This window comes from Microbacterium sp. NPDC055442 (assembly GCF_053644215.1).
Genome location: NZ_JBSHLF010000001.1, coordinates 368,794 through 382,483, shown reverse-complemented (window position 1 = coordinate 382,483; position 13,690 = coordinate 368,794). Strand labels below are relative to the sequence as shown.

Annotated in this window: 10 protein-coding genes and 1 pseudogene; 6 read left to right on the top strand and 5 right to left on the bottom strand. The window is 70.1% G+C overall.

Annotation, left to right across the window (positions count from 1 at the left end):
• Positions 1 to 8: 8 nt before the first annotated feature.
• Together ACWIBS_RS01875 and ACWIBS_RS01870 are read right to left on the bottom strand one after the other, a co-directional pair.
• The gene (locus ACWIBS_RS01875) at positions 9 to 2,708 is read right to left on the bottom strand and encodes an OmpL47-type beta-barrel domain-containing protein (protein ID WP_376128001.1); all 2,700 of its coding nucleotides are present in this window, start codon (positions 2,706 to 2,708) and stop codon (positions 9 to 11) included.
• 241 nt (positions 2,709 to 2,949) lie between these two features.
• A complete protein-coding gene (locus tag ACWIBS_RS01870) occupies positions 2,950 to 7,131 on the bottom strand; it encodes a DUF5979 domain-containing protein (protein ID WP_376127999.1) in 4,182 nt (1,393 codons plus the stop codon).
• 208 nt (positions 7,132 to 7,339) lie between these two features.
• Here ACWIBS_RS01870 and ACWIBS_RS01865 point away from each other — a divergent pair, with 208 nt between their 5' ends.
• Complete coding sequence (locus ACWIBS_RS01865; protein ID WP_376127997.1) at positions 7,340 to 7,735, top strand: hypothetical protein; 396 nt, start codon at positions 7,340 to 7,342, stop codon at positions 7,733 to 7,735.
• A gap of 4 nt (positions 7,736 to 7,739) precedes the next feature.
• On the opposite strand, the gene ACWIBS_RS01860 is transcribed toward ACWIBS_RS01865, so the two are convergent.
• A complete protein-coding gene (locus tag ACWIBS_RS01860) occupies positions 7,740 to 8,426 on the bottom strand; it encodes a hypothetical protein (RefSeq protein ID WP_376127995.1) in 687 nt (228 codons plus the stop codon).
• A gap of 169 nt (positions 8,427 to 8,595) precedes the next feature.
• Between ACWIBS_RS01860 and ACWIBS_RS01855 the strand changes: the two genes are divergently transcribed.
• Complete coding sequence (locus ACWIBS_RS01855; protein ID WP_376127993.1) at positions 8,596 to 9,042, top strand: SRPBCC family protein; 447 nt, start codon at positions 8,596 to 8,598, stop codon at positions 9,040 to 9,042.
• Positions 9,043 to 9,084: 42 nt separating this feature from the next.
• On the opposite strand, the gene ACWIBS_RS01850 is transcribed toward ACWIBS_RS01855, so the two are convergent.
• Positions 9,085 to 9,426 carry a DUF6804 family protein gene (locus ACWIBS_RS01850; RefSeq protein WP_376127991.1) on the bottom strand — a complete coding sequence of 114 codons (342 nt, stop codon included), beginning with the start codon at positions 9,424 to 9,426 and terminating at the stop codon, positions 9,085 to 9,087.
• Positions 9,427 to 9,663: 237 nt separating this feature from the next.
• On the opposite strand from ACWIBS_RS01850, the gene ACWIBS_RS01845 reads away from it, so the two are divergent.
• Together ACWIBS_RS01845 and ACWIBS_RS01840 are read left to right on the top strand one after the other, a co-directional pair.
• The gene (locus tag ACWIBS_RS01845; RefSeq protein WP_376127989.1) at positions 9,664 to 10,773 is read left to right on the top strand and encodes a cystathionine gamma-lyase; all 1,110 of its coding nucleotides are present in this window, start codon (positions 9,664 to 9,666) and stop codon (positions 10,771 to 10,773) included.
• Between the two features lie 254 nt (positions 10,774 to 11,027).
• Complete coding sequence (locus ACWIBS_RS01840) at positions 11,028 to 11,414, top strand: hypothetical protein (RefSeq protein ID WP_376127987.1); 387 nt, start codon at positions 11,028 to 11,030, stop codon at positions 11,412 to 11,414.
• A 101-nt stretch (positions 11,415 to 11,515) separates the two neighbouring features.
• Here ACWIBS_RS01840 and ACWIBS_RS01835 read toward each other — a convergent pair.
• Positions 11,516 to 12,376 (bottom strand): annotated as a pseudogene (locus tag ACWIBS_RS01835) (LLM class flavin-dependent oxidoreductase); the annotation flags it as partial.
• Positions 12,377 to 12,479: 103 nt separating this feature from the next.
• Here ACWIBS_RS01835 and ACWIBS_RS01830 point away from each other — a divergent pair.
• On the top strand, positions 12,480 to 12,878 hold the full coding sequence (locus ACWIBS_RS01830; RefSeq protein WP_376127985.1) for a glucose-6-phosphate dehydrogenase: 399 nt from the start codon (positions 12,480 to 12,482) through the stop codon (positions 12,876 to 12,878).
• Positions 12,879 to 12,940: 62 nt separating this feature from the next.
• Positions 12,941 to 13,423, top strand: coding sequence for an SRPBCC family protein (locus ACWIBS_RS01825; RefSeq protein ID WP_376127983.1), 483 nt, complete (start codon positions 12,941 to 12,943; stop codon positions 13,421 to 13,423).
• Positions 13,424 to 13,690: the final 267 nt, after the last annotated feature.

The window sequence follows — 13,690 nt, the reverse complement described above, 5'->3', positions numbered from 1 at the left end:
GAATGCGCCTACTCCTCGACGTGGAGGCGGCCGTCGTCACTGCGGACATGCAAGGTGACCATGCCGCGGATGTCGCGCTCTGCGGTCTTGTCGGGGCCGCACGAGTTGGGGTTGGTCCTCTCCTCGGCAGCATCCGTTGCGGGTTGGTCGTCGAAACCGCAGTCGTCGGTGCGGGGGTGGGATGGGGCGGCTGTTTCGGCAGAATGCTGTTGCGACCCTTCGGCAGGCTCAGGGACCGGGGTTCGGTGCGCGCGAGACCCTTCGGCGGGCTCAGGGACCGGGGTTCGGTGTGCGGGTGACCCTTCGGCGGGTTCAGGGGCCGGGGTGCGGTGTGCGGGCGACCCTTCGGCAGGCTCAGGGACCGGTGGGTGAGGCTCAGGGACCGGTGGGTGGTGCTCAGGGACCGGTGGGTGGTGCTCAGGGAGCGGGGAGCAGGGGGCGCAGGAGCCGGTGCCGGACTCGTGCACGACGATGGAGTAGTCGTCGAGGGCATCCCAGCGCGCCTTCACAACGCGGCGCGAGGCGCCGTCGCCGATCGCGACGAGTTGACGCACGCCGAGCAGCGCATGGGCGGCATTGCGGCCGACGAGACGCTCGAAGACCATCGTGTTGCGCTCGCTGCGGGGGCGCGGCTCGTCGCTTCCGCCGTCCGGCGAGACCATACGCCCGACCTGCTGCTCCCGTCGCCCCGCCCGGCGGTAGTCGTCGTACACGAGCGCGAGCACGCTCGCCTCGTACGCGAACGGCGAGCACCGCACCTTCAGATACAGCGTCGTGGTGTTGTCGGCGCGATCGCGCACCTCGTAGACGCGCAGCTCGGCGGTGTCCGAGCCGAACGGCGTCCATTCGGTGTCGACGCGCGATGTCGGGGCGATCGGTCCCGCCGGCACACCGGACAGGGCGTCGCGGCCGTGCACGAGGATGTCATCGAGGTCGGGATCGTAGAAGATATCGACCTCGGGCGCCGTCAGGTCGATGTCGACCGCGACCCGCTGCTCGGGCTCGACGTTCTGCGACCGGTCGATCGAGTTGAACGAAACGCGGTGTCTGCCCTCGCTCGGAAGGGCGATGGGGGAGGAGTAGGTCATCGGTCCGACGCCGTCGACGCGATACTCCGTGCGCGCGACGCCCGAGATGTCATCGGTCGCGGTGAGCTGCACCGCGACCGGCGTGCGGTTCCAGCCCGCCCCGTTCGGCAGGGGAGAGACGCTCGCGGTCGTCGACGGGGGAGTCGTGTCGAGCGGCAGGATCCGTGCCTGCAGCTGCGGAGTGAGCTCGGGCTGCAGCGCCGAGACGGTCGGCGGTGCGTACCCACCCGAGCCGATCGCCCCGCCGCGCAGCCGCAGGATCTGCCAGTCGTTGCACGGCTCGAGCGACGTCTGTGAGCCGTCGTTGTTGGTGTCCATCGACAGGTTGATGTTGGTGGTGAGGCCGTCACCGTCCCAGTCGATCGGGGCGGCAGCATCCGCCACCTGCACGAACCCCGCCGGTGTCGCACCCGCCGCCGGAAGCCAGCGCGACGTGCCGTATCCGGCGGAACCGGGCCCGAGACCGACGGTCTCGTTGAGCGCGACCTCGTTGAGGATCGCGAGCGCGACGCTCGAGAAGTCGATGACGAACGCGCCACCCCGGCGGATGCCCGACATCTGCCAGAGGTAGTTCATGACGCTCGGGTAGTTCGCCTTGTTGTTCACCCCGTCGCTGCCGCCGTGATCGAGACCGAGCGCGTGACCGAGCTCGTGCATGAACGTGCCGGCCACATTCAGGTCGGTGATCGGCGGCGCGAACGTGCCGAGGCTCACGATGAAGTCCGACCCGGGGGTGTGGCGGGCGACGCCGCTGTTGCCGACCGAGCCGATCTGGTGGCATGCGACGGCGTAGCGGAAGATCGGGCCACGACCCGAGGTCAGATGCCCGCCGGCGCGGGCCTTGAGCTTGTCGAAGTCGGTCCAGTCGTAGTTGATGTTGCCCGCAGCATCCGGACTCGTGGTGCCCAACTGCGTGACGTGCCCCACCGACGCCGCCCGGCTGAGCGAGCCCCACGTCGCACCGTTCGTCGGATTCAGGATGCTGGTGGGCCCGGCATCCACGTGCAGGTTGATGCCGACCGCGCCATTGCGCGCGATGTACGGCGCGTTGGCGAACGCGTCGATCACAAGCCGGATCGCGGCATCGCTCGGGCGGTGCGAGTGGGTGGCGTCGTCCATCCAGTCGAGATGCACGAAGATATCGGGCTTGCCGACCGTCGCCCCCATCGCCGGCAGGTCGACGAACTGCGGACCTGACCCGTCGCCCGGATCGATCGTGGCGCCCGAGGTCTTCCACGAATCAGGGATGCCATCACCCGTCGTCGACGCATCGGCGACGACCCAGTGGGCTGTCGCGTCGTTGCCCGAGCCGCTGCCGGTGCGCGCCACGGTCAGCACGTCGGGACCGGACTGGTCGAAGTTGTTGCTGCCGATGTAGGGGTTGTCCCAGTGCAGGCGCACGAGACCGGTCGTGCCCGGGATGTCGAGCCGGTACCAGACCGTGCCCTCGGTTCCCGTCGCGACCCCATCGGACTCGGCGACCCACTGCGCCGTCGTGCCGGCCTCGATCCGCGGCGGGGGCGGCGAGCCCCAGACGCCGTGCTGCAGGCTCTCATGATCAAACACGAGAGCGATATCGAAATCGTTCTGGACCTTGATGGTCACGCTGCGTGCAGCCATGACTCCTCCTCGTGCTTGCGGCGCGAACGCCGTCGTCAAGGAAGAGGAGGGATGCGGGGTGGTGATACGCCCTTCGGGGGGCTCGGGGGCCGACCCTTCGGCAGGCTCAGGGACCGCGACCCTTCGGCGGGCTCGGGGGCCGCGACCCTTCGGCAGGCTCAGGGACCGGCCCGGGCTCAGGGACCGGACCACCGGGGGCGCTCACGCGGGCGGCGACGTGCACCGTAGCCGCCCGATGCGGTTACGCCCGGCGTCGCCGCCACATCAGCGCGGCGCCCGCGAGGATCGCGGCGAACGCCGCCGCGACCGTCCAGACCGCGATTCCCTGCGAGCCTGTCATGGGCAGATCGGCGTCGAAGGCGAGATCGTTCGTGAGGGTGAGTGCCGCCGTCGCGGCCGATTCGCCGGTCACCGTGAAGACGGCGACCGCACTGCCGTCCTCCGTGCTCACCGTGACGTTCTCGCTGTCTGCCGCCCAGTCGGCACCGGCCCAGCGGACGCGGTCGGCGAGGCCGGTCCTCCGCTCTTCGGCGCGCACCTCGGTGCCCAGCGGCAGGTCGACGACGACGACGGGCTGATCCGCCACCAGCTCGATGTCGCGCGACTGCTCCTCGCCGAGCAGGTCGGTCCAGGTCAGCGTCACGGGGAACGCCGTGCCGGTCGAGGCGCTCGCGCCGTCACCGGTCAGCGACTTGGTCAGCGTGACGCTGCCGAGCGAGGCCACGGCGGTGTTGACGAGCGAGACCTCGGCGACATCGGCCGCGCCGATCGTCACGACGACGCTGCCGTCGTCGCCGACGGCGACGCGCTCGCCACTCCACGCGGCATCCGCCCACGTGAAGCGTGCACTTTCGGGCAGAGCCACCTCGGTCAGCGACACCTCGGTGCCGTACGCGAGCTGCCGCGGGAACTGCGCGACCGTGCCGTCGGTCGGCACCGAGATCTCGGCGGACTGGGCGCCCTCGCCGTCGACCCACGTCGCGACGACCGTGACGGCGTCGGGCACGTCGGCGTCGTCGAGGAGGACACCGGCGACGCTCTTCGCGAGCGAGAACGTGCCGGGGGCCCACGTGGCCTCATTGACGACCGTCACCAGCGTGACGTCGTTCTGCTGGCCGGACACGGTCACCGTGGCCGACCCATCGCCGGCGTCTTCGACCGCATCGCCCGAGATGGTGATGCTGCCCCACACGACCGTGTCGATGCCGGGACGGGTCTGCTCGGTGATCGTCACGACGGTGCCGGCGGGAAGGACCACCCCCAGCTCGGTCGGCTCGACGGCGTTGATGGTCAGCTCTCGCGACTGCTCGACGCCGTCGGCGCCGGTCCAGGTCGCGATGACCGGGAACTCAGTCGCCGGGTCGACCTCGCCCGCCGCTTCACCGGCGATGCCCTTGAGCAGGCTGATGCCCGCGGTCGAGGTCGCGGCGTGGTTCTCGAGCGTCACCGTGGCGTCGGCGTCACGCCCGATGGTCACGCTCGCGGAGCGCCCGGCCACGGTCACGCCGGTTCCGGTCCACACCGGGGCGCCCCAGGCGATGCTGGAGCCGTCGGTGAGCGGCACCTCGGTGAGCTTCACCACGGTGCCGATCAGGAGGTTCGCGCCGAACGGCACGGGGGTGCCGTCGGTGGGGAGGGTCAGCGTCTTGGCGCGGAGCGCGCCCTCTTCCGTCCACGTGGCGATGACCCGCACCGAGTCCGGCACGGCCGGGTTGTCGGCCTGGTCGCCGGTGACCGTCTTCACGAGCGAGAACGTGCCCACCGTGCGCTCGACCGTGTTGGTGAGGGTGACGGATGCCGCTTCGGTGGCGTGCGCGGGCGTCACGGTGACGCTCTCCGGGCTGAACACGGGCGCGGACCACGTCAGGGTGTCGTCGTCGGTGGGGCGTGCCTCGGTGAAGGTGACCGTCGCGCCGATCGGCAGGTTCTCGAGCACGACCGGCTCGCCGACGGTCAGGTCGAGGGTGCGGTCGGGCTGGGCGGGAACGTTCGCGCCGAGCGTGCTGGTGTCGATCGACGCGGTGACGCGATAGGTGCGGCCGGCGTCGACGAGATCCGCCGCGCCGCCGTTCAGCGCCTTGACGATGCTCACCGAACCGAGCAGCGCCTCGTTGGTCAGGACGACCGAGACGTTGGTGCGCGGCGCGATCGTCGCGATCGCGGTCTTGCCGTCGGCGCTCACCGTGACGCCGGGCGCCTCGGCGAACACCGGGTCACCGAAGACGACGCCCGAGATGGTCGGGAACGTGGGCTCGGTGAGCTCGACCGTCCACCCGGTGCCGCGGGCGTTCAGGCCGCTCACCGGTGCACCGTCGAGCGGAACCCGCAGGTCGTACGCGTTCTGCACCGTGCCGGTGGGGTCGATCTCCTTGACGTGCACGGTGAAGGTCGCGTCGCGCGGGATGAGCGCGGCGCCCGGCGTCTCGGCCAGGGCCTTGTCGATGGCGACGGACCCGCGGGTCACGCCCTGGCCCGTGCCGCTGCCGGAATTGCTCTGGGTCGTGCTGGTCGAGAACTGGATGCCCGAACCCGACACCGCGTTGTCGTACCTCGTGCCCGGTGCATCCATGCCCCCGCTGGCGGTGCACGTCGTGTAGGTGATGACGTACTGGTATTCGCGGCTGAACCCGTCGCTCGTGCCGGTCGGGATCGGCAGGTTGACGGCCTTGATGTCGAGCGTGAGCTCGTTGCCGTCGAGCGACAGCGCGGTGACGCCGGTCAGGTTGGCGGTGGCGAGACCGCCGTTCTGGATCTGGTCACGGGCCTCGACGCGCAGGTTGAGACGCGTGGCCAGGCCCGCTGAGGGATCGCCGGCGGGGCAGATCGTGTGCGACGCGGCGAGCGTGTCGGTCAGGGTGAGGTAGCCGCCGAGGTCTTCGATCATCTCGCCCGGAATCGTGACCGACCAGTCGAGCGTCGTCTGCGGCATGTGCTGCACGCCGTCGATCGTCACGGCGGAGGTGTTGATGCGGCCGCTCTTGCCCTGGCTGCGGGCCGGCACGGTCGCCTCGGTGCCGGTGGCCTGCCCGTCGACGTCGACCCGGTTCGCGTACGCGGTGCCGCCCTCGGGCAGCTCATCGCTCGTGACGCAGGTCGTGTAGGTGAGGATGTAGCGGTAATCGGATGCGCGGAACTCGAGGTCGCCCGCGATGTCGAACCGCACCTGGAAGGCCTGCGCCGACGACGAGATCGTCGTCGCGGTGAGCAGGTCGGTGATGTTTCGCTGCAGCTGGCTGCTCGGACCGTAACGCTCGGTGATCTGGATGCCGCTGATCGTGCCGGCGCAGAGCTCGTGCCCGGCGCCGAGGGTCTCGGTCAGGGTGAAGCCGTTCTTGCCGACGAGCTGGTCACCCGGGATGACGACGGTCCACGCGATCGTGCTGTTGCGCGCGGTGCCGTTCTGCACGTTTCCGGACTTCGTGAGCGACTGCTGCCAGGGCAGGCTGGCGACCTCGCCGATCCCGATGCCGGCTTGTCCCCAGCCCTCGATCTGCGCCGAGTTGTCGTACGTCGTGCCGGCCGGGTCGATCTGCCCGCCGGGCGTGCAGGTGCGGTAGGTCACGCGGTAGGTGACGTTCGCGTCGAACGGGCCCGCGAGGGCGAGGCCGAACTGCGCGTCGCCGGGTTCGCCGTCGAGGGTCGCGATGCTCGTCACATCGACGACCGTGCCGCCGCGCACCGTCTCGACCTTCAGCCCGGTGGGCGTGCAGAGCACGTGCCCCGCGCCGAGGGTGTCGGTCAGGTGGGCGACCTCGTCGCCAGCAGCCACGAGGTTGGCGCCGGGGATGTCGACGGTCCAGGTCATCGACCAGTTGTTCTGGTTCATCACGCCGGACTTCGAGACCTCGCCGGGCAGGTCGATGCCGTCATCGATGCCGCCCCCGCCGGGCAGGTCGACCGAGACGGGCGCGCCGTTGAGGTCGAACACGACCTTCTCCTCGGTCGTTGCCCGCACCGCCTGGACCTCGAACTGCCACGTGCCCTTCACGAGCTCGGGAGCCTCGGTCACGGCGTCGGTCAGCACGCACGTCGCCGTGCCTGTGGCCGGATCCGTGAGGCAGTTGCCCCACACGACCGCGGCGCCGCTGTCGTCCGTGCCCATGAGCGGGAAGGGCACGCTCTGCGGGAACGAGAACTCGGGCGGCAGACCGATCGTGAAGACATCCCCGGCGTGCGGGTTCGCCGTCGTGGCATCCCACTCACCGGATACCGTCAGCGTGTCACCGACCGTCGCCTGCTCGCCGGCCGGCGCGATCGTGATGTTGCTGACCGTGATGTCGGCGTTCGGCGCAGCGTGTGCCGCGCTCGGCAGCGCGACGACCGACACGAGTGCCAAACCGAAGACACCGAGTGCGGCGAGCACGCGGTGCAGCAACGCGCGCACACCGCGCGAACGCAAAGGAGACGACGGGGACGAAGACATAGCTCTCCTCCAGGCGGTGCTGTCACGCATCAGCCGATCGAATCGTGCGCGTGATAGCCCCAGTTGTTGCGCCCCCACGCGATGCGACGTGGAGACATCGCAAACGTCCTAATAAAAGCAGTGCGCGGGAGCGCGAAAAAATTTGGCATTCCGCGTTCCGGACTGATACGACCCCGCCGTCGTCGGCTGCCCCCGCTACCGTGGACCCGTGCCTTTCGTGCTCGTGCTCACCGTCGCCCTCGCGGTGCTCGCCGTGCTGCAGATCGCGCTCATCCTCGGGGCGCCGATCGGCCGCTTCGCGTGGGGCGGACAGCACGAGGTCCTGCCCGCGCGCCTGCGCATCGGCAGCGCCGTGTCGATCCTCGTCTATGCGCTGATCGCCCTCATCGCGTGGGATCGGGTCGGCGCGATCGATGTGTTCCCCGCGCCGTTCTCCGAGATCGCGATGTGGGTGATCTTCGTCTACTTCGTGCTCGGCATCGCGGTCAACGCCATCTCACGCAGCAAACCGGAGCGCTACACGATGGCGCCGCTGTCGCTCGTGCTGGCCGTGCTGTCGTTCCTCATCGCGATGGGCTACGGCGTGCTCGCGATGGCGATCTGAGCCGTCACCCGGGGATCGGCCCGGTGAGCTTCTGGCTGATCTCGATGTCGACGCCGCCGTCTTCGAGTTCGGCCTCGAACTCCGCGCTGCCGTTGGTGCCGTCATTGCGGAAGTCGAGCTCGATGTCGTCGGCGCTTTCGTCCTGCTTGACGATGGCCCAGCCATCGCTGACATCGACGCTGCCGAGGGTGAGTGTCGAACCGTCGGTGTCGAAGGCGACCACGGCGGCGCTGCCCACCGGATAGGTGCCGCCTGCGCCCCGCGTGATCTTCAGCTCCTGGGAGATCTCCATGGTGCCTCGCTCGAGCTCGACCTCGAACTTCCACCTCGTGTTGTCGCGCGTGAAGTAGACCTCGATCTCGTCGGAATCCTCGTCGCTGATCCGCTGCTGCCACCCGTCGGCGGGGCGGACCTCGACCAGGGCGAGCGAGCCGTTCTGCAGCGAGAACTCGACCTCACCGGCGTCACCCACCTGCCACGTGCCGTCGCGCAGTTCGTCCACGGCGCCGGCGGTCGACGACGTGCCGGTCGATTCCGGCGTCGGGCTCGGCGCCGGATCCTGCGTCGCGGTCGAGCCGGTGGTCGCCGGCGGCGGCGTGCTCGCCGGGGCATCCGCCTGCCCGGCGCACCCGGCCACCAAAAGCCCCACGACCAGCAGGCCGCCTGCAGCCGACACGACGTTTCGCTTCATGTTCCTCGCCCTCCAGAGCATCCGCGGCGGTGTTCGGACATGCGCCACTCTGCCCCTGTGCGCCGCTTCCGCCAAGGCGGTTGACTTTCGCCGCGGTGGCGTCGATCCTGCGCGACGGGGTGCGGCGCGCTCACGACGGTGATCCGCGCACGACTGCGATGATCGAGCCGTGGCATCCGTCGTCTCGATCGTGACCCGCTCGGCTGCGCCCGCGGAGCGGCTCTTTGACATCTCGCTCAGCATCGACGAGCACCAGGCCTCGATGGCTGCGTCGGGCGAGACGGCGATCGCGGGCGTGACCAGTGGTGCGATCGGCGTGGGCGAGACGGTGACCTGGCGTGCGCGGCACTTCGGGATCTGGTTCACGATGACCTCGCGCATCACGAGTCTCGATCGCCCGCACCGGTTCGTCGACGAGCAGGTGCGCGGGCCGTTCCGCGCGTTCCGCCACGAGCACGTGTTCGAACAGGATGCCGCCGGCACGACCATGATCGACACGCTGACGATCGCGTCGCCGATCTTCGGGCGTCTTGCGGAGCGGCTGGTGCTCGTGCCGTACCTGCGCCGGCTGATCACGGCGCGGAACCGGCACCTGGTCGATGGACTCGAGCGCTGACGGTTCGGGGGCTCCCCGTTCGCTGAGGGAGCGGCACCCCGGTCAGGGGATCGGCCGCGGCGTCTTGATCATCGCGCCGGCAGAGAGGAACGTCGCGGTCGCGGCGATGTTCGCGCCGATCCACCACGGGCCGTCGAAGACGATCGGGTAGAGCGGATTCCACACGACGGCGATCGCGAGCATCGGCACGATCCACCACCACTGACGTGCCTGGGCGGCGAACCATCCGATGATCACGGCGAGGATCGCGATGATGAACCGCGCCACGAGGTACAGCTCCTGGTCGACGAGCGCGATCCCGGCGATGCAGACGATGGCGGCCAGGATCCCCGGTGCCAGAGCGTTGCGCTGGAAGGCGGGTGATGGCGTCGGCCGTGAGGACACCGGGGGCTCCGTTCGTGTGCGGGGAGGGTCAGTCGACTGTACGACGGGATGCTGCGGGTGGGCGATTCGGCGGGGGCGACCCTTCGGCGGGCTCAGGGGGCGGGGTGGGTGCTCAGGCGGTGGAGTTCGAGGCGACCCTTCGGCGGGCTCAGGGACCGGGGTGTGGGGGTGCGGGGCGGCGGTGTGAAACCCTGAAGCGTCCGGCGACGCCGCGCCGGGCGCGGGAGGAGTGAACGAATGGATGCATCGGCCGAGCTGTCGTTCGCAGAAGTGCTGCACCACCGCGCGCAGACGCTGCGCCCTGGTGAACCGCTCTCGCCACCCCTCGTCTCGGCGAGCACATTCGCGCTGCCGGGTGACCCCGCGGGTGTGCCCTACCAGTACGGGCGGATGGGCTCGCCGACGTGGACGGCGCTCGAAGACGCGCTGCAGGTGCTCGAGCGCGCCGAGACGGCGATCTTCCCGTCTGGCATGGCGGCCATCGCCGCCGTGCTGCTGACCCATCTGCGCCCCGGCGATCGCGTGCTGCTGCCGAGCGACGGCTATTACACGACGCGCCTGATCGCCGACGAATATCTCGAGACGATCGACGTCGAGGTCGAACTGTGCGCGACGCGCGACTACGCCGATCGCGATGTGACCGGCGTGCGGCTCGTGTTCCTCGAAACCCCGTCGAACCCGGCGCTGGACGTCTGCGACATCGCCGACATGGCGCGCCGCGTGCGCGAGGCCGGCGGTCTGCTCGTCGTCGACAACACGACCATGACGCCTCTCGGTCAACGGCCGCTGGATCTCGGCGCCGATGTCGTGGTGGCATCCGATACGAAGGCGGTGAACGGGCACTCCGACGCGCTCCTCGGCCACGTCGCGAGCCGCGACGCCGGCGTCATCGAGCGGGTGCGCGACTGGCGCAAGATCACGGGCGGGGTTCCCGGTCCGTTCGAAGCGTGGATCGTGCACCGCGGACTCGAGACGCTCGAGGTGCGGTTCGATCGAATGTGCACGAGTGCGGCGGTGATCGCGGAGCGCCTCGCCGAGCATCCGGCGGTCGGTGCGGTGGCGTACCCCGGGCTGGCGTCGCACCCGCAGCGCGAGGTCGCCGAGCGGCAGATGCTGCGGTTCGGCAGCCTCGTCGGCATCACGCTCGAGAACGCGGATGCCGCTGATCGCTTCATCGAGCGTGCGAAGTTCATCGTGCCTTCGACGAGTTTCGGCGGGGTGCACTCCTCGGCCGAGCGGCGCGCGCGCTGGGGGGACGACGTGCCCGACGGGTTCGTGCGGCTGTCGGTCGGCTGCGAGCCCACCGAAGAGCTGTGGGCGGACATCTCCCAGGCGCTCTCCACCTGACTCCGTCGGCCCCCGGTTGACTCGGTCGGCCGCCCCGGTCCCTGAGCCCATCCGACACCGGTCCCTGAGCCTGCCGAAGCGTCGTTCCCTCACCCCGGTCCCTGAGCCTGCCGAAGGGCCGTCCCGCACTCCGATCCCTGAGCCTGCCGAAGGGTCGTCCCGCACTCCGATCCTTGAGCCTGCCGAAGGGTCGTCCCGACCCACGACTATCTCGGATGTCAGCCGGCGTCCGAGGCCAGGAGTAGGGTCGCCGCGTGGTCGATCTGGATGAACTGCGCACCGTCACGGCGCGTTTGCCGGGCGTCGAGGAGCGCTCGACGACGGGCGGGCCCGCGTGGTTCGTGCGCGGCAAACTCTTCGCGTGGGAATGCCACCCGTGGCCGAGCATTCCCGACGACATGCGCGAGATCATCGGGCGCGAGCTCGTCGTCGGAGTCAAAGTCGCCGATCCGGTCGACGCCCTCGCGTTGAAGGAGATGGCGCCCGATGTCTTCCTGCGCGAGACGACGCGGTGGAGCGAGCCGAAGGTCGCGTTCCGCATGAGCCGCATCGACCCCGAGCACTTCATCGAGCTCGTCACCGAGGCGTGGTACTCGCAGGCCCCGAGGTACTTGCGGCGGCAGGTGGACGAGGCGGGGTAGAGCGGCCGACCCTTCGGCAGGCTCAGGGACCGGGTGGGGGAGTGGGCGACCCTTCGGTGGGCTCAGGGGGCGGTTCGGCAGGGTCAGGGGCCGGGGTGGGCCGGGGCCGAGGGTGTGGCAGACGCCCGCTCGGCAGCGACCGTCTCGCGCACGACGGGGGCGACCTCGGACGAGAACCGTTCGAGCATGTCGGGGTCGTCGCTGCCGACGATGAACGTCGAGACACCGTCTTCGAGGGCGAGCGCCAGGAGCTGACCGGCGGTCTCCCGCCCCGAGATGTTGAGCAGGCGCACGACCTCGTCGGGGCGCCGGCCGGCGCTCGTCGCGGCATCGTCGATGCGAGCGTTCCCGGCGGCGAGGTCACCCGGCTTCATGTAGCCGAGAGAGGGCAGCCACCCGTCGCCGAGGCGGCCGGTGAGGCGCAGCATCCGGGGTTTGTAGGCGCCGATCCAGATCGGCACGCGGTGCGCGGGTGCGGGCCCGCGCTTGGCGCCCTTCATGGGGTAGTACTCGCCGCCGCGCACCCCGCCGCGCGTGTCGGTGTCCCACAGTTCGCGGATCACGCCGATGCCTTCGGCCAGCGCATCGACGGCCTCGCCGGGGGTCAAGCGGCGCGCGCCCATCGCCTCGATCGCATCCCAGAATCCGCCGGCGCCGAGACCGAGTGCGAACCGACCGCCCGAGAGCAGATCGAGGGATGCTGCGGCTCGCGCCGTGACCGGCGCCGGTCGCATCGGCAGGTTCAGCACGTTCGGCGCGAGCTGGATCGTCGAGGTCGAAGCGGCGACGTAAGACAGCAGCGTCCACGTGTCGAGGAACGCCGGCTGATACGGGTGGTCCTGGAACGTGACGAGGTCGAAGCCGAGCTGCTCGCTCATCTGCGCGAGCTGCACGGGACGCTGCGGATCGCCCGCGACAGGGGTGAGAAACGTGCCGAAGCGGATCGGATGCCCATAGTCCATACAGGGCGCAACATCGCATGCGCGCGAATGCTTCCGCGGGGGCCGGCCCGCGAGGTCGTCGCCGTCGCGTAACGTTGATCGCGGGGAAAGCGAGGCTCACCGCATGAAGGTTGCCGCATCAGCGGACTGGCGACAGTCCATTCCATTCGAGACGCCGATGCTGGTCGCCGATCTCGTGCCCGGCGAGCCGACGCGCTGCTTCACCTGCGGCATGTCGTCGGAGCCCCGTGAGCGCACCGAGCTGTGGGCGTTCAAGCACCGGCATCCACGTCATCACGACGGTTTCGTGCGCTTCTACTGTCAGCCGCATGTTCCCGTCGTCACCCGCCCGGAGCCTGTCGCTGCGCCGGCGCGTGCCCGTGCGGCATCCCGACCCGAGCGCACCAGCGCACCGCGCCGCACCCCCGCGGCGGACCCGAAGCCGCGCGCGATGTGCCCGTCGTGCTTCGTCGAGGTGTCGGCGAAGGGCGAGTGCGGCATGTGCGGCGCGTCGGTCGTATAGCCCACATGGCGCGCGGGGAAAACCCCGTGCGTCCGCGCCGTGCCGGGTGACAGAGTCGAACCATGTCGACCAACGTCCGGATGCTGCGCTGTGAACCCGAGCACGTCTTCGACGTGCTCTCGAACGGATGGCTCTACCCTTCGTGGGTCGTCGGCGCCTCGCGCATGCGCGACGTCGACGCGACGTGGCCGCAACCCGGCGCTGAGCTGCATCACTCGTTCGGGGTGTGGCCTGCGCTCATCGACGACACGACCGTGAGCCTCGAGTGGGACCCTCCGCGGCGTGCCGTGCTGCGGGCGCGCGGCTGGCCGCTGGGCGAAGCCCGCGTCGTGATCGACGTGAAGGCGCACTCCGCCGGGCGGTGCCTCGTGCGCATGCAGGAGGAGGCCGTCTCGGGCCCCGGGCGCTTCGTGCCGGCGCCCGTGCTCGATGTGCCGCTGTACTGGCGCAACCGCGAAACCCTGCACCGCCTCGCCTATCTCGCCGAAGGCCGCGCGATCACGGCCGAGCCCTCGACCGCCGAGCGCGAGGGCACGCAGGACTGAGGCCGGGCGGGCTGGGGCCAGCGGGGTGGAGCCGGGCGGGGTGGGCCAGCGGAGGCGTTGGGTGCGCGGCATCCCTTCGTTTGCCTCACTTTGCTGGCCGAGCTGTGCTCTTTGAGCACTTTGAGGCAAGTGAACTCGGGGGTGGCTGGTTCAGTTGCCTCACTTTGCTGCGCGTGGTCAGCGCGCAGCGCAGTTCGAGGCAAATGAGCTGACCGAGGTCAGGACTGCAACGGATGCTTCGGGCGCGCCCAGCGGGCGGGGAGGACG